The sequence below is a fragment of the Fictibacillus phosphorivorans genome (assembly GCF_001629705.1).
Lineage (GTDB): Bacteria > Bacillota > Bacilli > Bacillales > Fictibacillaceae > Fictibacillus > Fictibacillus phosphorivorans_A.
In genome coordinates this window covers 957,096-978,051 of the sequence record NZ_CP015378.1, presented here as the reverse complement: position 1 = coordinate 978,051, position 20,956 = coordinate 957,096, and the positions used below count along the sequence as shown (strand labels likewise).

Sequence of the window (20,956 nt, the reverse complement as noted above, 5' to 3'; positions counted from 1 at the left end):
TACTATGGAGGTTTCAATATGAAAGAGAGATCTGCTACTATCTCTGGCTATAAAAACCTGAAGATTCCTTACGTAATACAAACCAAAACTGATCAGCCAAAAGGGCTCGCCATCATGCTTCCGGGTATAGGGTATACGGTTAAATCACCATTGTTTCATTTTTCTTCAGGAGCATTTTTAAACAAAGGATATGATGTATTGCATGTAAACTATCCTTATTATTCATCAGATTACGAAGGTTATAGCTTTGAAGAAATTACCTCAGCACTTATTAACGATGTTTCCACAGTGCTAAATCAAGTGATTGATCACTCAATCTATAAATCTTTTTACGTGTTAGGAAAATCCTTTGGTACTATGGCCATGCCTACTGCTTTAGATAGATTGCCTACCCAAAACACAAAAGCCATTTGGCTAACACCTCGTTTAAGCAGTCTACCTGTTTATCAAACATTAAGAACGTGTAAACAAGACAGCCTTTGCGTAATCGGTGATAAAGACCCTTTTTATGACGAAGAAAAGATAAATCAGATCATAGATAACTCATCTATAGCGTGTATGATTCATCCGACTGCAAATCATGCACTTGAAGTAGATGGTGATATTCTTTCCTCTATTGATATGATTAAAAGTGTTATTAAAAGAATAGATGATTTTATCTCTATGAAGAGCGGAGTATTGGAATCATGAATTTTAAACAAAGCGAAGCTCTCGAAATTCTTGAGCGTACACCTGCTGTATTGACACACTTGTTATCAGGACTCTCTTTGGAATGGTTAATTAACAATGAGGGTGGCGATTCATGGAATTCTCTTGAAGTTGTTGCTCACTTGATTCAATGTGAAAAGAGCAATTGGATACCACGAATTAACAGCATCCTCACAAACATTGAGGATGATCCCCTTCCACCCTTTGATCGATTCTCTCATCTGGGGCAAGAAAAAGGGATTGAAGAGCTACTTCGTGAATTCTCACAATCCAGGCAACAGAGCTTATACCAATTGGGTGCTTTAAAAATTCGTTCCTTTGATTTAAATAAAACGGGATTACACCCTGAATTTGGTTCTATCACCTTGCAGCAATTATTATCCACGTGGGCCGTTCACGATCTTACACACATCAACCAGATTACTAGGGTTCTGGCTAAGCGTTATGATCAGGACGTTGGTCCATGGAAAACTTTTTTAAGCATTCTAAAATAACGTCCCTCAAAGGGACTTTTTTTATTTTTTACTGGAGGAAAATAATGGATTATGTCGAATAATTATAGTTAACTTTATTAGATAAAAAGAGATAGAGAGATTTAGGGGGAAAATTTTATGTATTTACTTGTCCTTCGGCGCATTGTTTATTTTTTAATGCCGATCGTGGGTGTTTTTTTCATTGGTGCACTTCCTTACCTTTTCTTCAGCAATGTTCAAGGGATCGAAGCTGTAGCACGCTTATTGGAGTCCGGAGCTATAAAGAATGCATTATTTTTAAATCAAGATTTAGGTCTATTCTTTAGTAACTATCTAGATAATATTGGTTCGTTAATGCTGAGACTCATCACCTTTTCAAATGTAGAATATTATGAATATCAACAGATTAAACTTCTGTTCCCGACCATATTAACCCCATTTTATTATTCGGTAAAACTAGTGATTGGCGCGTTTTTATTAGCTATAACAACATCGCTAGTACTTGCGTTAATCGTAAAGATTTTGCCAGACAAAATACAAAAGGCCGTTCGTTTTGTATTCTTTTCACTAGAGTCGCTGCCAGATATTTTCATAGTCGTGATGATCCAATATAGTATGATTCTATACTTCCGGAATACTGGGACTCTTTTATTCCCAATTGCACATAGTGACCAGAATCCTACCTATTTTATCCCGATTTTATGCCTGGCCATCATACCTACTCTGTTTTTAACTAGGACACTATTATTCTTATTAGATGATGAAGATTCTAAGACATATGTTGAGTTTGCACGAGCAAAAGGGCTAAGGTATGCCATTATACTCTATGTTCACATGCTCAGAAATTCATTGTTCAGCCTTTTTTATTATTCAAAGACCGTGTATTGGTTGCTGATTTCCACATTATTTATGGTGGAAACGGTTATGGCCATACCAGGTATTACAGACTTCATGCTTGATAACGGGCCAACTACGCCAGAAGTAATTACAGTTAGTATTCTCTTAATGTTTGTACCATTTTATTTATTATTTACAGTCGTCTCTTACATTCTTTCTCATAAATTAGGACGCACTGAAGAAGAGGTGGCTTAAAATGACAGTTTGGAAAAGTCCGCTCTTTCTCTCAGGATTTTTAATCATTGTTTCCCTCTTTTTCGGGAGTATCATTTATTCTCATTTCGTACCGAATGATAAACAGCCCGTTATGCAGATTAGATACGATGAAAATAAAAATGCTATAGACGGAGCACCTATTGCACCTTTTAAAGACATGCCGTTTGGAACTGATCGTTTTGGTGTTAGTATCTTACACAAGGTGATTGATGGCGCAAAATATACACTTGGCGTTGCATTTTTTATTGCTTTTGCTAGGCTGTTCTTCGGAACTTTACTTGGCCTGATCATCAGTCAGCTGCCCAAATTCATTTTAAATACGCTAAGTAAGCTCTTTGAATCGTTTTACTATGCTCCAGCTACTATAATTGCTTACTTGCTTTTATACCCTGTGCTTCAGATATTCACATGGTCTCTACCACGTGATATTCAGACGATATTCGCTGTCATACTCTTAGTTATTATCGCTGTTCCTCCTATTATGGTGACAGTGGCTAGTGAAACTTCTAAGTTTTTAGAAAATGAGTTTATTTCTTCTGTAAAAGTTCTAGGCGGTAGCAGATTACACACTTTACGTAAACACGTCATGCCACACCTTAGACCGCATTTGAGTATTTTGTATAGCCAACAGCTGATCGCCACCCTTTTACTTGGGGCTCATCTTGGAATTTTACAAGTATTTATCGGTGGAACTGATTTTATTACACTCGACCCACTTGAAAATAATACGGTGCCGGTTGCCATGATCAACGAATGGTCGAGCATGATCGGAGCCAACTACTTCCAAATTCGTGGTGATCGCTGGATTGTATTTGCTCCACTCGCTGGATTTGCAATTACCATTCTCGCCTTAAATTTTATGGTTGAAGCGATGAAACGCCAGTACCTTGCAAAAAGCTCTTACACAAGGAGAACACGAAAAGTAAGAAAGGTAAAAACTCCTGTGCAAGTTAAAACACTGTCTCAAGAACAATTTGACAGAATTATGAAAACTGGAACTGACAATTAATGAATAAGAAAGACTCGATGAGGCAAAGATTTACCTTATCGAGTCTTTTATCATTTGGTATGTTTTTTGTTTCTTTTGAATATAGGAGTATTACTTTATTAAAAGGAGTGAACGCTTTGAGTGAAGCAGATCTTAATGTGATTTTTTATACCTTGTTTCTTCTACTCGGGTTACCGATCAGCTATAAATACGCGAAATTCACAGTATCACATACGGGTATGGTGCTTCCCCATTTCTTTGTCAGCTTGATGCTTAACTTATGTATAGGCTCAGTCGGGATTGTGGGGTGGATCTTTTTTTCTGTAAGGATCTCTAGAGCATTTACGATTGGTGGTATCTACTTAGGAGCATGGATCATTTCAATAAGTCTAGTGGCTTTGTTCGTTCTCCTCTTAGTTAAACGTAAATCAATGATACAACGTTTTCACTATCAATACGGTAGATAGCAAAACACCTTCCGCGTTCAGGAAGGTGTTTTGCTTCTTTATGACTTGATCCTTTCCTTTTCAAGATCAGAGGCTGGGCCAAAGAACTCAAAATGAATGTTCTCTTTTGGTACATTCAACTCTTGAAGAGCAGTATAGATCGCCTTCATAAATGGAATCGGACCACAGAAATAATATTCTGCATCATCTTTTAAAGGTAAAATATCCTTTAACCACGCCTGATCCATGTAACCAGTCTTTGAGTATCCATGATCTTCATCTAACGGACTTTCATACACAAAATGTGTAGTAATATGATCAGAAGCTTCTGCAATCTCCAAAACTTCATTCTTTAAAGCGTGTGTTTGGCCATTGATCGCAGCATGTATAAATGTAACCTCTCGTTCTGGCTGTTCACTTGCTACAGTTTTCAGCATACTTACCAATGGAGTAAGCCCCACACCACCACTCATAAGGACAACGTGCTTTTCACTATCAGTAGTTAAATAAAAATCACCTGCAGGAGCACTTAAGTGAAGGATATCTCCTTCTTTTACGCTTTCATGCAAATAAACGGAAACCATCCCGTCTACTGTATCCCTACCGCTTTCTTTCTTTACTGAGATGCGATAGCTACGTTTTCCTGGGGCATCAGACAAGCTATATTGTCGGATATGCGTGTTTTCCTGACCTTCTATATCCATCTTAACACTTACATATTGGCCGGGCTTATACTTCGGAAGTGGCATTTTATCTTGCGGTTCTAAATAGAAAGATGTGATTACTGAACTTTCGATTACTTTACGAGTAACGACAAACGGTTTAAAATCTTCCCAACCTGCATTTTCATACATGGTACGTTCAATACCAATAAAAACATCCGCGATTACTCCGTATGCTTCTGCCCAAGCGTTAATAATTTCATCAGTAGCAGCATCACCAAGCACGTCTTTAATAGCTAGAAGAAGATTTTCACCGACCACAGGATAATGCTCTGGCTTTACGCCAAGACTTCTATGTTTATGTGCGATCCCTTTTACGACTGGAATAATGGACTCAAGCTTATCGATATTTGCTGCTGCTGCGTAAACAGCGTTAGCTAATGCAGCTTGTTGGCGTCCTTTTTTTTGATTGGCATGGTTAAAGATATTCAAAAGTTCTGGATATTTCTGAAACAGCATTTCATAAAAACGGGAAGTAATCGCTTCTCCGTGTACTTGCAAAACAGGTACGGTTGACTTAATAACTTCAATGGTTCTTTGTTGTAACATGTCAATTCCCCCTTATATTCTTCTTACAACTCTATCGTAAAAGAATGCTAAAAGAGAATGTGTGATTTGAATCACTTTTCCTTAGGACGTTTTGTGAACATAAATAGTGCTATTTTCTTAGCCACATTTCTGCTTTTCTTTTCATTTCTTTATGAAGACCAGCAGAATTCTTCGTATCTTCTAATGCTTTTCCTGCGTATTTTCTTGGGAAAATTTTATATAATGACCGTTTAAAGTCTGCACCATCACTCGGTTCCTTATAATAGGAGACCACATACTTGTCATCTGAACTCTTGAGTTTGATCACGGCAGGAACAGAATGACCGGACTGCCCTTCCGCTTTTGTTTTTTTGTTAAAGCCCAAAAACAAGGAATACAGATAGACCGATGTCTCTCCTCCCATTTCTTTCGCTCCATAGACCTTATGGACTTCAAACTTTTTATCCGTTTCAGGATATACTCCTTCATAATGTTGGATGATGTATTCCGATATCATTTCATTCATTTCAGCAGTCACTTTTATTTCATTTGAGGAATCGAAAGAAGTACACCCCACTGTTAATAAGAAAATAAGACAAACCAAAATAAACGGTATTCTCCTAACGTTCAGCAACATTCCATACCCCACTTTCATTACGTTAGATCTTGCCCCCATAATGATTGTAAAATAATCATGTATACGGTAAGCAGCACAGAAATGATCATAAAGATAACTGAAATGTATCGATAGTTATCCACTTTAGAAAGTGTGATTCCAAAAACAGTCATCGCTAGTATTGTTGCTGTGTAGTACAAAAAAAACATAGGATAAAACGTTAATGGTCCTAAAAATGTAGCCAGAACTGCAAACTGAACACAGAACGCTATTATGGAAAGTAAGACCCACTTTTCTTTTTCTTTTGTTTTAATAGCACCGATTAAAGACATTAAACCCGCTCCAAGTACAACCACAATTAACATCCACTCGTAGAGAAAGAACAAATTTTCATGATTTACAGCAAAATAATAACCCACCATTAAAACAGGAAATATAGAAAGCAACAGAAAAGAACTTCGTTTAACATATTGATTGCTATCCAATTGACACTCCCCCTTTTTTATTCCATCCACTACCATATTACCATTTTATGGTTTGTTTTCGTTGTGTTCTTTTCAAACTATTCAAACGATTTTATAATAATATGATACTATTGAAAGATACAAAACTTCACTAAGTGAATAAAAAGAGAACACAATTGAGTTATCAGGAGTTGGCAAAGCGATGAGAAGGTCAATGATCACCTATAAAGAAAAAAACGTACAACTTACAGAATGGGGTGAAGGTTACAATCCTACCATTGTTTGCTTACACGGATTAGGAAGTACGAGCCTTAGCTTTCTAGAAGTTGCGGAGAAGTTACAGAAGAATTTTCATATCATCGCGTTCGATGCTCCAGGACACGGGAAGTCTGAGCCCTTTGATACATCCATAGATTATGAGATGCCTAGACTTGTTGATTGGCTTAATGGTTTGTTGAAGCACTTAAATGTAAGCGATTTCTACTTTCTAACTCACTCATGGGGCAGCTTTTTAGCTCTTCACTATTTGGTTCGGTATCCTGAACATATTTTGGATACGATTTTAATCGATGGCGGCTATCAAACAAAGCGTATCTGGTCTTCCTCTTTAGAAGAAGAGATGGACCATTATGAAAAAGATTTTGATGAGTATGCTTTTGATTCTTGGAATGACTTTTTTCTAGCAGAAAAAGAAAACTATTTGATGTGGTCACCGTTAAAAGATATCGCTGTTAAGGATCTTGGAGTAGAAAGAGAAGGCAAAGTTCGATGGCATGCTAAAGGTGAAACCGCTCGACATATCATTCGTGGAATGCACCTGAACGAAACAGAAGATATCTATCACCTTCTTCCACCAGATATTACATTGCTTGTTGCTACCTTACCTGAACGTTTGTCCGAAAAAAGATGGCAAACTGCTGAAACATTTAGAGTTAAAGCAAAGGGAAAACTTAAAGTAGTGCCAAACACTACACACTTGTTGCACTGGGACAATCCCAACGTTGTGGTGGATTTGGTTTTATCAAAATGGCTAAAAAAATCGGAGGTTAAATAATGGCATACCTACTCGTATATTTTTATAAATTAAAACCTGAAGTGAAAGAAAAATTTCTTGAGATATCGTCGAGATCGAATAAAAAATTTCAAGAATACGGGGGTGTTACTGAACAGATTTTCAAATTATCCACATCACCAAAAAACTATGGGTTCTCTTCTATCTCTCAAAAACTTCAAGTTGAAGAAGGAGAAGAACTTTGGATCGGCCTTCTCCGTTTTCAATCTGAAGAACACGCTCGCATGACGATGGAAGACTTCGACCAAGACCCAGAGATGAAGGAACGTTTAGAGGAATTCGTAACACATATCGCACCTCTTGAGAAGTTAGTTTTCGGAGAGTTTGTTTCTGAGCATAAAGTAACCGTTTAATTTAACGAATCCCGAAATATATAAAAAATGCATCTCCTACTATTAGGGGATGCATTATCCAAATTCCTTTTGATGTGCTTTTTTCATCTTCAAATATTCTTCATCCGTACGAGCTAATTTCCACTTTTCCTCAAAGATCGCGGCTGACTTTGCTTTTACAGGATCAATTTTCCGCTTATTGATCTCGCCGTCATCATTGTATTTTCTCCCACCTTTATAGTTCGTGTACCGTCTAGCACGTGTATATCCCATCTGAAGAAACTTTCTAGCCATATCTGCTCCAACAAAGTCATTATTTTTCTTATAATCAAGAAATTGTTCATAGATTTTCTTTGAAGACTTTTCAGCTTCTTCTGGCGTCTTAAAACGCCAGTGCGGCAAGATCTCACTTTTATAAGGTTCCACTAAAAGTACTCCTTGCTCACCACGTCCTACACGATATTTTTCAGGATGTTTTCGAAAGTCAATATTATCAAAATCAAGATCGTAATCAAATGCCATTTCTTTTCCTCCTTTTTGTTATCGTTACCCTAAAAGAAAGAAATCAAAAATAAAGAGTGTTTTCGTATTCATTGTTGCTTTTGAAAGTAGTTGGTTTCCGCTGCAGATTGCTCGCTTTCCACGGGGCGAACGGTGAGCCTCCTGCCACTTCGCGCCATTAGGAGTCTCACCTGACCGCTCGTCCCGTAGGAGTCGGCAACCTTCCGCTACAACCAACTTGCAAAGAAGAAAGGAATGGATCAATAGCAACATATTAAGATAACAACAAAAAGTAACAGGTTTTATGAGAGAAAAAAATCCGCTGCTTCTTAAAGAAACAACGGATCATCACTTTTTACTGAACAACCTCATACAAATTCTCGGAGGCTCCTTCTATAAATGGGCAAGGTTTTCCTGTGTAAAAAACGGTTAACTCATGCATCGCTCGAGTACAAACTGTATAAAACAATTTACGTTCTCGTTCAAGTTGGTAGCCTGATGCATCAAAAATGGCTACTGCGTCAAATTCAATTCCCTTGGCTAAGTAGGACGGGATAACGATTACGCCTTTTTGGAAAGAAGCATCCTCATCGATCATGAGTCTCACATCTAGATTATCTTTCAGTTTCTCATAAACGTCTTTGCTCTCTTTTGCCGAACGGCAGATCACCGCTATTGTTTCATGTCCTTTATCCAACCAATTCCCAACAAGGTCCTTAACCTCGTTCAGATGATCCTCCTCACGCTCTACCGCTGCTATAACAGGTTTATCTCCAGAACGATTGAACGGAATAATCTCGTTTCCGTCCTTTAAAAGACTTCTCGTAAACTCTACGATTTCTTTTGTAGAGCGATAACTTCTCTTTAGTGTAATCGTTTCAGGATTCTTCTTGTTTAATAAGTTTTTTAGCATACTGAACGTTTCACCAGACGCATGTGCGTAAATCGATTGATTTAAGTCACCTAGTATCGTTAGGTTTGCTCTTGGAAAGACACGCTGAATAAATGCAAACTGAAACGGTGAAAAATCTTGTGCTTCGTCAATAAAAACATGACGAACGGCAGCGTTCGATTGAAAACCTACTAATAGTTCTTTCACATACAAAAGCGGAGTTGCATCTTCATTTGCCAGATGGTTTTGTTTGAGATTAAACAACGTTTGATTGCAGATCTCATTCCACGTATTCACGTCCTCGATCAATCGTTTGTTTTTCTGAAACAGCTTAGCATATAAGCTTTTCACATCTAAGAACGAAAACTGTTCAATGCTTTCTCTTAATGACTTAAAGGCAATCCGCGTCACATAAGCCGATAGTACTTTTTGTTCACTCGATAGATCGTTGAACGAGTCAGCTCCATATTTATTGCGTTCCTCTAACTTCTCATACAACCTTGTGTATACATTTCGATCAAGAAGCTGTATCTCTTTTTCAACCCATGGTTTCTTACGTTCTCTTCGTTCTATTTTCTTTAGCTCTTCTAAGATCCAAGCCACCGTCTTTTTCATTCGATATGGAACGGTTTCTTTTTGATCGAGAGAATAAAAGTATTCACTGATCTGTTTAGAGCGAATTACGATACGGTCTCGAAACTTCACATTTAAAAACGGTATGCCCGATTTACTTAACGTTTCAGCATAGCGATGGATGGCTTCTAAAAATTCTACTGATGCTTTAAACTTTATCGCTTCAACACGCTTTGAATCTCCTTTTTCAGATAAAAGTTCCTCCATCTGCTCAAAAGGTGTCTCTATCGAGTAATCTCTTCCTAAGTGATGATCCACATAAGCTTGAAACGTCGTTTGTTCCATATTTTCTTCACCAAGTTCCGGCAACACGTTGGCTACATAGCTATTAAACATATTGTTTGGTGAAAATAATACAACATGGTGTGACTGAATGGTCTCTCGATCTCGGTATAATAGAAAAGCCACACGTTGAAGAGCTGCTGACGTCTTTCCACATCCAGCTGCACCTTGAACAACGAGTAGATCACTCGTTGTATTACGTATGATGGCATTTTGTTCTTTTTGGATGGTGGCCACAATACTTTTCATCTGTGTATTCGCTTGGTTACCTAATACGTGCTGTAATAAATCGTCTCCGATCGCTTCTCCCGTATCAAACATTCCCGTTATATTAGCATTCTTTATCATAAATTGTCTTTTTAGTTCGAGCTGTCCTTCAATGTTACCACTTGGTGCACGATAATCAGCTTCGCCTAGAGAATGATCATAGTACAGACTTGAAATCGGAGCACGCCAATCATGAACGAGAAACGTACTACTAGGTTCATCATAATAAGAGGCTATACCGATATAGACTTGTTCAGCGCTCTTTTCACCGTCTTCTTTAAAATCAATTCGTCCAAAGTAAGGGGAGCTTTTCAACTTCTCATAGGTTTTAAGGCGAGTTTCTGCAGAAGTATGACTTCGTTCAATCTCGGATAATAGCTCTGATTGCTGTTTGATACTTGCTGCGGTTTCAATTGCATCGTCTGCATCTTCAAGGTTCACTGTTACATCAGACCAAAAATTCTTTCTGATTTGAACAACATCAGCCTTCTTTCCCCCTAAATGTTCTAGAAGTTTATCTGTTTCATCAGCAAGTTTATGAATGACTTGATCTACACGCTTTTGTTCTTTCTGTTGTTCCTGATTCCATGTTGTCATCCGATTTCCCCCTACAAAAAAATTTATTAGTTAATCGTTGACACACATTCCTGTTTTATCGTATAATAAAATTAGGAACAAATATACATAAAAATATTAACGTAGTGCGTCTTTTCTATAATAGCATATTTCTTACCATAAAGTATATACAAAAACAGTGAAAACCTTTTTAGGTATTCACTGTTTTTTTGTTTTAAAAAACTATGCTTGTTTAGCCGTTTGGTTTTCTACGACTCTTTTAATCGAATGCATTTGACCTAAGTGATAGGTTTCATGAAAGACAGTGAAATTCACGAGCTCACCGAATGTAGTCAGATTGAATAAAGGTTTCTCCAACTTTTCATTTAATCGTTCTGGTGATATCTCTTGTACTCGTACCAACTGTTCTTCTAGCTGCTGTTTGAGTTCCTTTAGAGTGGGTACTTCACCTTTCCAATCAGCAGGGCTGGTTCCTTTATTAAATAACTCTACATATTGCTTAGGTAGGTTTGAAGAATGTTCGGGAAATCCAAACATAAAATACTCTGCAGTCGTGAGAACATGTCCTATATGCCAGCGAATGTTATTATTAAACCCATCTGGTTGAATATCCGCTTCCATATCATCTATTCCATCTACTTGTTTCAGGAAGATGCTTCGTGCTAGTTCAAAATTTTGAATGGTCAGTTGACTCATCATAATCCTCCTTAGAATTTCTTCACTCACCTTTTATCGTACGTATTTAATCACTTGAAGACAAACGTTTTGCATTATCTGTATTGATTGTGAATGGGATTGAATAGATCTTCGTCCGTCTTACGTACAACTGAAAAATGATCGACGTTATAATGGCCGTGCAAAATTTTATTGTGATGGCTAATGATTTGTTCAGCTTTTAACACTTCAGTATCTGAAGTGGAGTGACCATCTTCAACAAGTGTAACATCAAATCCTGATACAGTCGCAAACCGAACAGCGGTATCGATGCAATGCTCTGTCTTGCACCCCATTAGAACAAGATGATCGATTTTCTCCTCTTCTAGATAGCTTAACAAAGATGTATCATAAAAGGCATTCGTTGCTTTCTTATCAAACACTCTAGCCTCTTTCGGTACATGTATTGCAGGATGAACCTCAAAGCCTGCTCCCTTTCCTTCAGAAACATCTAGATCTCTAACAAATGCAATGGAAGCTTCTGCTTGCTTTGCTTTTTCAATTACTTTATTAATGTTTTGAAGCAGTCCTTCTTTACTATAAACTCCTTGTTCTTTTTCATTTCCGTCCATCAGTTCTCGTTGTGCATCAATTACAAGTAGTGCTTGTTTCAAGTTACCCGCTCCCTTTTTTCAATTAATCACATTAATACTTCTCCTAAAAGTATTAAAAACCTTGTAACTCAAATATTAAATCAACAAATTGGTTAATACTAACAAAGCAGGAATTTTTTGAGGTTGCGGAAAACAGGTAATTATCTAATAATAGTAAGGTTCGATAAGTAAGTTATTTTAGGAGGAAAAGTTAAATGAAGTACATCATCTTTCTGGCTGGAGTAGCAGCGGTTTTCTTGTTAGCCTTTCTAGTCAGTAATGATCGCAAGAAGATCAAATACAAGCCAATCCTAGTTATGCTTGGATTACAGCTTATCCTTACATACTTTCTATTAAATACAGGCGTCGGCCTTATTATTATAAAAGGTATCTCTAAACTGTTTGAAAAGCTATTAAGTTACGCAGCTGCTGGGGTTGAATTCGTGTTCGGTGGCTTAGCAAACGAAGCTGCAATGCCATTTTTCTTAAATGTTTTATTACCGATCGTTTTTATTTCAGTATTAATTGGGATCGCGCAGCATTTTAGAATCCTTCCATTTATCATTAAATGGATTGGTTTTGCGTTAAGTAAGGTGAACGGCTTAGGAAGACTTGAGTCTTATAACGCTGTTGCTTCTGCTGTTTTTGGACAATCAGAGGTATTTATCTCTGTTAAAAAACTATTAGGTCACCTACCAAAGCATCGCTTATATACACTTTGTACATCTGCCATGTCTACTGTATCGGCTTCAATTCTTGGAGCTTACATGGCTATGATCGATCCAAAGTACGTGGTTACTGCACTCGTGCTCAACTTATTCGGTGGTTTCATCATCGCGAACATCATTAATCCTTATGAAGTTACGGAAGATGATGACATTATCGAAATTGAAGAAGAAAAGCAAACCTTTTTCGAGATGCTTGGTGAGTACATCATGGACGGCTTTAAAGTAGCTGTAATCGTCGGTGCTATGCTTCTTGGATTCGTAGCATTAATCGCGTTAATCAACGATGTGTTCGACATGGTCTTCGGAATCACATTCCAAACGATGCTTGGATATGTCTTTGCTCCAGTAGCATTCTTAGTTGGTATCCCATGGGCAGAGGCAGTATCAGCAGGTACAATCATGGCAACTAAACTTGTTTCGAATGAATTTGTAGCTATGATCGATCTAGCAAAATACGCGAAAGACATGTCTGATCGAACAGTCGGGATCGTCTCTGTTTTCCTTGTTTCATTCGCAAACTTCTCTTCTATCGGCATTATTACTGGTGCTGTAAAAGGTTTACATGAAGAACAAGGAAATACGGTTGCTCGCTTCGGATTGAAGCTCTTATATGGTGCTACATTAGTAAGCATCTTATCTGCTGCAATTGCGGGTCTGTTTCTATAGACTAAAAAAACAAGAAGCTTCGGCTTCTTGTTTTTTATTTTAAACATAAAAGAATTCATAAAAAAGCTGCTGTCTTTTAGGGACAGCAGCTCATTAATTCTTAAAGTTCACTCGCGAATTTTCCTGGAATCATTTTTAGATCTTCATGTACTGTATTTAACTTTTCTTCAAATGCTGCAAACAACTCATCAGCTTCAGTTGCTTTTGCTTCATCTTCTAAGCCAGCTACACGAGCTTCATAAGACTTTTTAAGTTCTTCAAGAGATGCTTTAACAGCTTCTTGGTGTTCTTTTGTTAGATCTGATGGTACTTCAATAGAAGGAATCTCTGCAACTGCTTTTTCGCCACTTGCTTTAGCATCTGCTTTTAATTGATCAAGCTCTGCTTGTGGAAGAGCTTCTTCTCCTTCTTTTTCAAGACCTCCAGCATATGCGTTGAATGGTGCATGATAGCCACGAAGTTGGTTTACAAGCTCACCTTCAAAATTAAGAAGTGTGATTTTTTCCGCATTTCCATCTTCTTTCTTTTCTGCAGCCGCTGGTTTAGCCTCTTCTTTCGGTTTTTCTTCTTCCTTGCTGCAACCTACGCTAAGCGCAAGAACAGCAGCTGCTGTTACCGCTAAAAACTTCTTCATGAAAAAAGCCCCCTATATATTTTTCTATTTTTTGGAACTTTCTCATTTTAATACTTTTTCTTACTATTGTAAATTAAATTGTATCCGTTTTCTTATAAAAAGATAAAAATAATCTTGAAGCCTTAATATGATTGAATTATCTAACTATTCAATCATATTAAGTTCTAAAAATTTTAATATAAAAGTTATATTTCTATACTAATTATGTTTTCCTAAACCTTTTTTCGTGTTGTAATAACCATTCTTTTCGCCATAAACCGCCAGCATATCCCGTGAGTTTCCCACTTGAACCTATAATTCGATGACAAGGAACTACAATACTTAACTTATTCTTCCCATTCGCATTACCCACCGCCCGAACCGCATTTTCATTTTGAAGAGAGATGGCGATATCTCTGTAAGAGGCGGTTTCAGCGAACGGAATATCAACTAGTGAATTCCATACCGTGTGTTGAAAAGGAGTACCGCTATGTTCATAAGGAAACGTAAAAGTTTCACGTTTACCGTTAAAGTATTCTAACAGTTGGTCGCGACAATCTAGAAGTATAGAAGGAATATCAGCTTGATCGTCACCCTTTTTCTCTCTGTCCACGAAAAGGATAGATTGAACAACGGTTTTCGTCCCTAAAATCTCTATTACTCCTATGGGTGATTCTAGCTCGACTTTATAGTGCTTATTCATACAATGACCTCCACAAATAAAAGGTGGCATATGCTTCCCAACCACTCCAGTTTTTCGCTAATATTCTTAATTCATTTATTGTCGGCTTTTGCTTCCATTGCAACTGTTTCATGACAGCATTCTGAAGCCCTACGTCAGCAACTGGGAAAGCATCTGTCTTTAGTAAACATTTCATCAACACATAATCTGCTGTCCACGGTCCAATTCCTCTAAGTGAAATAAGTTGTTGAGCAGGATTTTCAGCATGTCTTAAGATATCTTTTGAAAGCCGACCCTCGACTATTTCTCTTGCCACACCTATCACATATTCCGCTTTTCGCGTTGTAAATTGTAGTTTCCTTAAATCTTCAATCTGAAGATCTGCGATGATCTCAGGAGAAGGGTACGCCCAGTATTGCTTGTCTTGTATCAATAGCTGTTCCCCAAAACTCGTAACTATCCGTTTCTTCAATGTATAGGCAAAGTTTAAAGTAATCTGCTGTCCCATGATCGCCCAAGTCAACGCTTCAAATAGATCAGGAATACCAATCATCCGCAGTCCATAGTATTGTTCTACGAGCGGATTTAGTAAGCTATCATTTGAAACAGCGCGATAAAATAGTGAAAGATCTTGATTCAGATCAAGCCAATTCTCAACAAATTCAACGATTGTTCGTTTGTTGGAAGGCACTTGATCAGGAAATTCTATGATGAGCTCTTGATCTTGGTAACTGATCTTCATTAAGATCAGTTCATCATTCACCGCGATAACCTTGTAAACATTGTTCTCATCTATATGATGAAGAATTTCTAGTGGTGATCTCTTAAGAAAAGCCAAACACTCTCTAAAGGAAAATTCCTGTGGTACGGCTATTTTTATAATCCCATTTAATTCGGTACTGCTCATGATTCGTTTCCTTTGGCTTTCTCTAATTTTCGGTAGTCACTTGGCGAACAATCTTTATACGTGCGAAACGTTTTATAAAAGTTAGATGCACTCCGAAATCCTGCTTCAAAGCAAATCTCTAGGCATGTTTTTGAAGTATTCCTCAACAGATAAGTCGCTTTATCCATACGAATATTCTCCACAAATTCTCGAGGCGTAACATTCATCTCTTCTTTAAACAATCGTTCCAGATAGAATGGGCTTACTCCAGAGTGCTTCGCTACATCTTGAAGAAGAATTCTTTTTTGATGGTTGTTTACTAAATAACTAGTTGCTCTTCGTATCAGATTAATTTGTGGACAATGTTCGATCTCCGGCTGACATCTTTTACATGCTCGATAGCCCGCTTCTTCACATTGAGAAATGGAGTCGTAAAACACTACGTTTTGTTTTTTAGGTTTTCGTGAACGACAAGATGGACGGCAATAAATCTTTGTTGTTTTTACAGCAGTGTAAAATAGTCCATCATACGACCTGTTACATTCCATGATCTTATCCCACATCTCATCAAACGTCATTTGTATGGTATCCACTGACCCACACCTCCGTAAATCGTCTTTCCATCATTTTAACCATTTTAAACTAACAAATCGTCCTCAATCTTGCTGTTATAGTCTTATTCACTACACATTAAACAAACTAAATGAAAAGCATACAAAAAGAGTGACGGACCGCCACTCTTTTTTATCTTTATCTATTTAATCGGTGCCAGTCTATCCTTCTGTTTTGTCCCACTCTTTGTTTTATATTGATAATAGATGACAAATGCAATAACGAATGATGAGATCCCAAAACCGATGACCATTTTATGGAATCCGATCGTATCAAGGAACAATCCAGTTAATAGCATTAAAATTTGGAAGATTATATTATCGACCATTCCCTTAATCGAGAAAAACCTACCGTGATAGTCAGACGGTACATCCGTTTGAAAAATGGTAGTCACAACAGGAAACAGGGTTCCAGCCGCTAGACCAAATAACCCGAAAGACAGAACCGACATGATTGGATGTTCTGCTAAAAACAAGGATGTATGCGCCGCTGCGATAATGAATGTAATAGCGAACATATAGCTTAATTTCGGATTATCTCTAAAGAATTTCTTGGATAAGAACGTTCCAACAAATACACACACACCTTCTGTCGTATAAAGAATTCCTTTAATTCCTGCATTATCTTGTAACTCACTAATTTCAATCACCATTAAGTTAAATCCTGATAAAAAAAGATAAGCTGGAATCAATAAAAAGATGCCGTAAACAACTTTACGTTCGTTCTTTATGATGGGATACAGTTCTCTCAGCGTTCTGAAAAAATTATCCTTTTTGCCTGATAAGTCTGCTTTCTTAGGCTGTTCTTCCACATCTAAAAAGAAGGTAGAAATAAGAAGGATTACATATGAAACGAGAGTGACCGTATACAACGAAAATAACGACATGCCCACCAACATAACTCCGCCGAGTGCAGTCCCTACAATTCGAGATGCAGTAAAGATGTTCATGTTAACACCATTAGCATCTAGAAGTTCCTCTTTTTTTACGATCAACGGCAGCATCGTTTGCATAGCAGGCTGAGAAAATGTACCAGAAATCCCGATAACAAGCGTATAAACGACCATCCACCAAACATTGTTATAAGCAATCGCCAAATACATAAAGAAGATAGCTGCACATCGAGCAAACCCTGCATAGATCAATATTTTTTTCTTATTGCTGCGATCAATGATCCGACCGGCCATCGGCGCAAGAAAGATTCCTACTAGAAACCCTGCCAAAATGATTAAAGCCTGCAAAAAAGAGGATTCAACATTCATCTGCAAAAATTCTAGGTTTCCAATAATCCCTACCCATAGACCTGTGCTGGACACAGCCAGTCCAAACATCAAAATTAAAAAATTCCGGTTTCTCCACATGTTCCCTTGCTCCCCTCAGTCATACCGAAATCATTAATAAAACAAGGACCTGACTACCTGTGAACAATCTCACTTGATCCTGTGTACGCGTTTAATTTCTAGTATTCTATATTCATTTGTAGTATGTATACATGCATTCTTATTTGGAAGGTTGAAGAAGATTGTTCATTTTGTTTATTGCGAGTGAGATTACATCCGGCGCATCTATATGGACAGAGTGGCCAGCACCTTTAGCTTCTATGAATTCACTCTGAGTAGATAGATTCAGTTGATCTAAAATCAAATCTCGCCAAACAGATTCAAACTTTTCCATCTCCCATAGTGGAATGTTCTGAGCTTTCGCTATCTCCATTTGATACGAAGGATCACGAGCGATTACGGTAAGTGGCAGATTGCGAAAAGTCCCTAATTTCTTTATAGATTTGGCATCTTCATCCCAGCACTTTAACTCAGAAGCCAACGCTCTATAAAACTCCGGTTTCACACCAAATTCAAGCAGTCTTTGTTGTGCATCGTGTGGTAACTTTTTTTGTCGATCCGTCAACTCTGGCTTTAACTCATCCTTAAGTGCTTCAGCATCTTGATCTGCTTTTTTTAGCCATTCTTTGATCAATAACTCGTTTGTCTGCCCTTCTAAGAAAGACAATTCAAGCTCATCAAGTTTATAAGAATCGACAGAGGATGCATCAACTAACACCACGCCGCATACTTTCTCTGGAAATCTCTTTACAAAATGCTGAACACACAGTCCGCCATACGAATGGCCAACTAAGATTATTTTTTCATCGATCTTTAGTTTACGAAACAGTTCGTTTAGTTCATTTGTAAATTGATAGATATGGCGTTCTTCATATCCGATCTCACTATTACCGATACCTGGACGATGAATCATAATTACTCTGTTCGTTGTACTTATTCTATGACAGACTTCATGCCAGCTATCAAAGGAAACGCCCATGCCAGGTAGAATTACGACAGGTTTGCCTTTATCACCCTTTTGGAACACTTCTATTTTATGATTATTAACGGAAATTAAATCAACCACAACTTCACCTCATTTTCTTAATTATACCATTTTCATTCCAAGCGGTATCTGTTTTCAGCCTCTGTTATAATGACATGAGTAGAAGTTTGAAAGGGGTACACTATGAAACAATTAATCCTTGCTGAGAAGCCTAGCGTGGCACGCGATCTTGCCCGTGTTCTAGGCTGTAAGCAACAGAATAAAAGTTATATTGAAGGACCGAAGCACATCGTTACTTGGGCACTCGGTCACTTAGTTGAGTTAAAGATGCCTGAAGACTATGACAAGCAATATAAACAATGGCGTTTAGAGGACCTTCCGATTATTCCAAACCATATGGGACTAAAAGTAATCCGACAAGTTAGTCACCAGTTTCGTGCGATCGAACACCTTTCTAAACGCAAAGACATCAGTGAGCTTGTCATTGCAACAGATGCTGGACGTGAAGGTGAACTTGTTGCTCGCTGGATCATGGAGAAAGTAAGATGGCAAAAAACAGTCAAACGTTTGTGGATTTCTTCCCAAACAGACAAAGCGATTCGAGATGGATTCAATCAACTCAAACCTGCTAAGCAGTATGACAATCTATATCAATCTGCCGTTTGCCGTTCTGAGGCAGACTGGTTGATCGGACTGAACGTTACAAGAGCGTTAACAACAAAGTACAACGATCCGCTATCTGCTGGTCGCGTTCAGACGCCAACACTTGCAATGATCCTGGATCGCGAGCAAGAGATTAACGCTTTTCAACCGAAAGATTTTTGGACAATTGATGCGACGATTGGCATGTTGAAAGCATCATGGGAACATAACGGTGAGAAGCGTCTGTTTAATGAGAAAAAAGCGACAGATATCGTCGCAAAAGTAAAAGGGCAACAGGCAACAGTAGCTTCACTCCAAAAGAAAGAAAAAACAGAGGCGCATCCGATGCCTTACGATCTTACTGAACTTCAGCGTGATGCAAACCGTCGTTTTGGGTTTTCTGCTAAAAAAACATCATCTGTTCTTCAGAAGCTTTATGAGCAATATAAGCTCGTCACGTATCCAAGAACAGATTCCCGCTACTTAACTAAAGATATGGAAAATACGATGTATGATCGACTTCAAGGTATGTCATCTGGATATCGTGAAGAAGTGCAGCCTCTGCTTAAGAACAAAGGAAGCGTAGTAGCTAAAAAAGTGTTTAATGACTCAAAAGTAACGGATCATCATGCAATCATTCCAACTGATGAATACCTACAATTAGGAGATCTCGATAACGATGAACGCAAATTATATGATATGATCGCGCGCCGTTTCTTGGCTCTATTTTACCCTGCGTATCGATCGGAAACGTTGACCGCTACATTAAACGTTGCGGGTGAAACATTTATAGCACGTGAAACGCTAGTGCTTGATCCAGGATTTAAAGTGCTGTCTGGTAAGGAAGAAGAAAGCCCGCGTGCCCTTGCCAATCTAAAAGAAGGGCAATCGTTATCTGTAAAAGAGGTAAACGCGGAGAAGAAATTAACAGAACCTCCTTCCCGTTTTACAGAGGCAGATCTATTATCTCGTATGGAAAAGTATAGTTTAGGAACTCCTGCAACTCGTGCTGATATTATCGAAAGACTGCTAGGTTCTGAAGTTCTTGACCGAAAAAATAACAAGCTTCACCCTACGCCGAAAGGAAAGCAGTTGATCGAGCTTGTGAACGATGAGTTGAAGTCACCTGAACTCACGGCTAAATGGGAGCAAGAACTTGAAGCGATCGCACGGGGTAATGGAAATCCGAAAGAGTTTCTAGCAAATATCCGAAAACAGACGAAGCAGCTTGTAATGGAAATCAAGACGAGCTCTCAAGAATATCGCGCTCACAATCTTACTGGTTCCAAGTGTCCAGAGTGCGGAAAACTTTTAAAAGAAGTAAAAGGTCGTGACGGAAAAGTGCTTGTCTGCTCTGATCGTGAATGTTCCTATCGCCGCCGTAAAGACCCTAAGCTATCGAACCGCCGCTGTCCGCAGTGTCATAAAAAGATGGAGCTTCACAACGGAAAAGCAGGCACTTATTTTCAGTGTAAACCATGTAACGTTGTGGAAAAAGCTGAGGATAAGAAAAAGAAAGTGACGAAGCGTGAAGAACGCCAGCTGCTCAAAAAATACAGCGCAAACAACAAAGAGGATGAAGGCTTTGGTAATAGTTTGGCTGATGCATTAAAAGCAGCGATGAAAGATAAAAAATAAACGAAAAGCTGACTTCCGAGGTCGAAATAGCAAATTATTGCTGTTTTGACCTCATGAAGTTAGCTTTCTCTTTATTTATAGGAATATGAGTTAGTACGCTTTAAACGTTAATCTGTCGGATTGCATAACGAATCTGTCGGATTCCAGTGTTAATCTGTCCAATTGAACCATTAATCTGTCCAATTCGAGCATTTATCTGTCCGATTGAAGGATTAATCTGTCCAATTCCCAAGTGCACTCTTCTT

Annotated in this window: 23 protein-coding genes; 9 read left to right on the top strand and 14 right to left on the bottom strand. The window is 38.1% G+C overall.

Going from position 1 to position 20,956, the window contains the following annotated elements; translation table 11 throughout:
* Nucleotides 1-18: 18 nt before the first annotated feature.
* From ABE65_RS05040 to ABE65_RS05020, 5 genes are all read left to right on the top strand, one after another.
* Nucleotides 19-690, top strand: a complete 672-nt coding sequence (locus tag ABE65_RS05040) for an alpha/beta fold hydrolase (protein WP_066392026.1) — start codon at nt 19-21, stop codon at nt 688-690.
* Nucleotides 687-1,202: a DinB family protein gene (locus ABE65_RS05035; RefSeq protein WP_066392024.1), complete on the top strand. Its 516-nt coding sequence runs from the start codon at nt 687-689 to the stop codon at nt 1,200-1,202. The genes ABE65_RS05040 and ABE65_RS05035 overlap by 4 nt, the downstream gene beginning before the upstream one ends.
* Before the next feature lie 117 nt (nt 1,203-1,319).
* Nucleotides 1,320-2,273, top strand: a complete 954-nt coding sequence (locus ABE65_RS05030; protein WP_066392023.1) for an ABC transporter permease subunit — start codon at nt 1,320-1,322, stop codon at nt 2,271-2,273.
* A 1-nt stretch (nt 2,274) separates the two neighbouring features.
* The gene (locus tag ABE65_RS05025) at nt 2,275-3,303 is read left to right on the top strand and encodes an ABC transporter permease (protein WP_066392021.1); all 1,029 of its coding nucleotides are present in this window, start codon (nt 2,275-2,277) and stop codon (nt 3,301-3,303) included.
* A 116-nt stretch (nt 3,304-3,419) separates the two neighbouring features.
* Nucleotides 3,420-3,749 (top strand): hypothetical protein, encoded by a 330-nt coding sequence (locus ABE65_RS05020; protein WP_066392018.1) that lies wholly within the window; start codon nt 3,420-3,422, stop codon nt 3,747-3,749.
* Nucleotides 3,750-3,787: 38 nt separating this feature from the next.
* Here the strand turns inward: ABE65_RS05020 and hmpA are convergent, their stop codons facing one another.
* The 3 genes from hmpA to ABE65_RS05005 form a co-directional block, all read right to left on the bottom strand.
* Nucleotides 3,788-4,999, bottom strand: a complete 1,212-nt coding sequence (hmpA, locus tag ABE65_RS05015) for an NO-inducible flavohemoprotein (RefSeq protein ID WP_066392015.1) — start codon at nt 4,997-4,999, stop codon at nt 3,788-3,790.
* A gap of 109 nt (nt 5,000-5,108) precedes the next feature.
* Nucleotides 5,109-5,504 carry a hypothetical protein gene (locus ABE65_RS22020; RefSeq protein WP_197480338.1) on the bottom strand — a complete coding sequence of 132 codons (396 nt, stop codon included), beginning with the start codon at nt 5,502-5,504 and terminating at the stop codon, nt 5,109-5,111.
* A gap of 128 nt (nt 5,505-5,632) precedes the next feature.
* A complete protein-coding gene (locus ABE65_RS05005; protein ID WP_082861298.1) occupies nt 5,633-6,079 on the bottom strand; it encodes a hypothetical protein in 447 nt (148 codons plus the stop codon).
* Between the two features lie 181 nt (nt 6,080-6,260).
* On the opposite strand from ABE65_RS05005, the gene ABE65_RS05000 reads away from it, so the two are divergent.
* Together ABE65_RS05000 and ABE65_RS04995 are read left to right on the top strand one after the other, a co-directional pair.
* The gene (locus ABE65_RS05000; RefSeq protein ID WP_066392005.1) at nt 6,261-7,112 is read left to right on the top strand and encodes an alpha/beta fold hydrolase; all 852 of its coding nucleotides are present in this window, start codon (nt 6,261-6,263) and stop codon (nt 7,110-7,112) included.
* Nucleotides 7,112-7,483 carry a DUF1428 family protein gene (locus ABE65_RS04995; RefSeq protein ID WP_066392003.1) on the top strand — a complete coding sequence of 124 codons (372 nt, stop codon included), beginning with the start codon at nt 7,112-7,114 and terminating at the stop codon, nt 7,481-7,483. The genes ABE65_RS05000 and ABE65_RS04995 overlap by 1 nt, the downstream gene beginning before the upstream one ends.
* 54 nt (nt 7,484-7,537) lie before the next feature.
* On the opposite strand, the gene ABE65_RS04990 is transcribed toward ABE65_RS04995, so the two are convergent.
* From ABE65_RS04990 to ABE65_RS04975, 4 genes are all read right to left on the bottom strand, one after another.
* Nucleotides 7,538-7,984, bottom strand: coding sequence for a DUF4385 domain-containing protein (locus ABE65_RS04990; RefSeq protein ID WP_066392001.1), 447 nt, complete (start codon nt 7,982-7,984; stop codon nt 7,538-7,540).
* Nucleotides 7,985-8,318: 334 nt separating this feature from the next.
* A complete protein-coding gene (helD, locus tag ABE65_RS04985) occupies nt 8,319-10,634 on the bottom strand; it encodes an RNA polymerase recycling motor HelD (protein WP_066391999.1) in 2,316 nt (771 codons plus the stop codon).
* 201 nt (nt 10,635-10,835) lie between these two features.
* The gene (locus ABE65_RS04980) at nt 10,836-11,312 is read right to left on the bottom strand and encodes a DinB family protein (RefSeq protein ID WP_330998119.1); all 477 of its coding nucleotides are present in this window, start codon (nt 11,310-11,312) and stop codon (nt 10,836-10,838) included.
* Nucleotides 11,313-11,383: 71 nt separating this feature from the next.
* A complete protein-coding gene (locus ABE65_RS04975; RefSeq protein ID WP_066391994.1) occupies nt 11,384-11,941 on the bottom strand; it encodes a cysteine hydrolase family protein in 558 nt (185 codons plus the stop codon).
* Between the two features lie 194 nt (nt 11,942-12,135).
* Here ABE65_RS04975 and ABE65_RS04970 point away from each other — a divergent pair, with 194 nt between their 5' ends.
* A complete protein-coding gene (locus ABE65_RS04970; RefSeq protein WP_066391992.1) occupies nt 12,136-13,314 on the top strand; it encodes a NupC/NupG family nucleoside CNT transporter in 1,179 nt (392 codons plus the stop codon).
* A gap of 100 nt (nt 13,315-13,414) precedes the next feature.
* Here ABE65_RS04970 and ABE65_RS04965 read toward each other — a convergent pair whose 3' ends face one another.
* The 6 genes from ABE65_RS04965 to ABE65_RS04940 all read right to left on the bottom strand — a co-directional run bounded on the left by ABE65_RS04965 (nt 13,415) and on the right by ABE65_RS04940 (nt 18,512).
* Nucleotides 13,415-13,948, bottom strand: a complete 534-nt coding sequence (locus ABE65_RS04965) for a hypothetical protein (RefSeq protein WP_066391986.1) — start codon at nt 13,946-13,948, stop codon at nt 13,415-13,417.
* Nucleotides 13,949-14,150: 202 nt separating this feature from the next.
* Nucleotides 14,151-14,630 carry a methylated-DNA--[protein]-cysteine S-methyltransferase gene (locus ABE65_RS04960; RefSeq protein WP_066391984.1) on the bottom strand — a complete coding sequence of 160 codons (480 nt, stop codon included), beginning with the start codon at nt 14,628-14,630 and terminating at the stop codon, nt 14,151-14,153.
* On the bottom strand, nt 14,623-15,516 hold the full coding sequence (locus tag ABE65_RS04955; protein ID WP_066391983.1) for a DNA-3-methyladenine glycosylase family protein: 894 nt from the start codon (nt 15,514-15,516) through the stop codon (nt 14,623-14,625). Before ABE65_RS04955 ends, ABE65_RS04960 begins: the two co-directional genes overlap by 8 nt.
* Nucleotides 15,513-16,058: a bifunctional transcriptional activator/DNA repair enzyme AdaA gene (locus ABE65_RS04950; RefSeq protein WP_082861553.1), complete on the bottom strand. Its 546-nt coding sequence runs from the start codon at nt 16,056-16,058 to the stop codon at nt 15,513-15,515. Before ABE65_RS04950 ends, ABE65_RS04955 begins: the two co-directional genes overlap by 4 nt.
* Nucleotides 16,059-16,249: 191 nt before the next feature.
* Entirely contained in the window at nt 16,250-17,467 is a 1,218-nt protein-coding gene (locus tag ABE65_RS04945) for an MFS transporter (RefSeq protein ID WP_066391981.1), read from the bottom strand.
* 139 nt (nt 17,468-17,606) lie between these two features.
* A complete protein-coding gene (locus ABE65_RS04940) occupies nt 17,607-18,512 on the bottom strand; it encodes an alpha/beta fold hydrolase (protein ID WP_082861297.1) in 906 nt (301 codons plus the stop codon).
* Nucleotides 18,513-18,614: 102 nt separating this feature from the next.
* Between ABE65_RS04940 and ABE65_RS04935 the strand changes: the two genes are divergently transcribed.
* On the top strand, nt 18,615-20,711 hold the full coding sequence (locus tag ABE65_RS04935) for a DNA topoisomerase III (protein WP_066391980.1): 2,097 nt from the start codon (nt 18,615-18,617) through the stop codon (nt 20,709-20,711).
* 100 nt (nt 20,712-20,811) lie between these two features.
* On the opposite strand, the gene ABE65_RS22300 is transcribed toward ABE65_RS04935, so the two are convergent.
* Nucleotides 20,812-20,943, bottom strand: a complete 132-nt coding sequence (locus ABE65_RS22300) for a hypothetical protein (RefSeq protein WP_269148780.1) — start codon at nt 20,941-20,943, stop codon at nt 20,812-20,814.
* Nucleotides 20,944-20,956 lie beyond the last annotated feature (13 nt).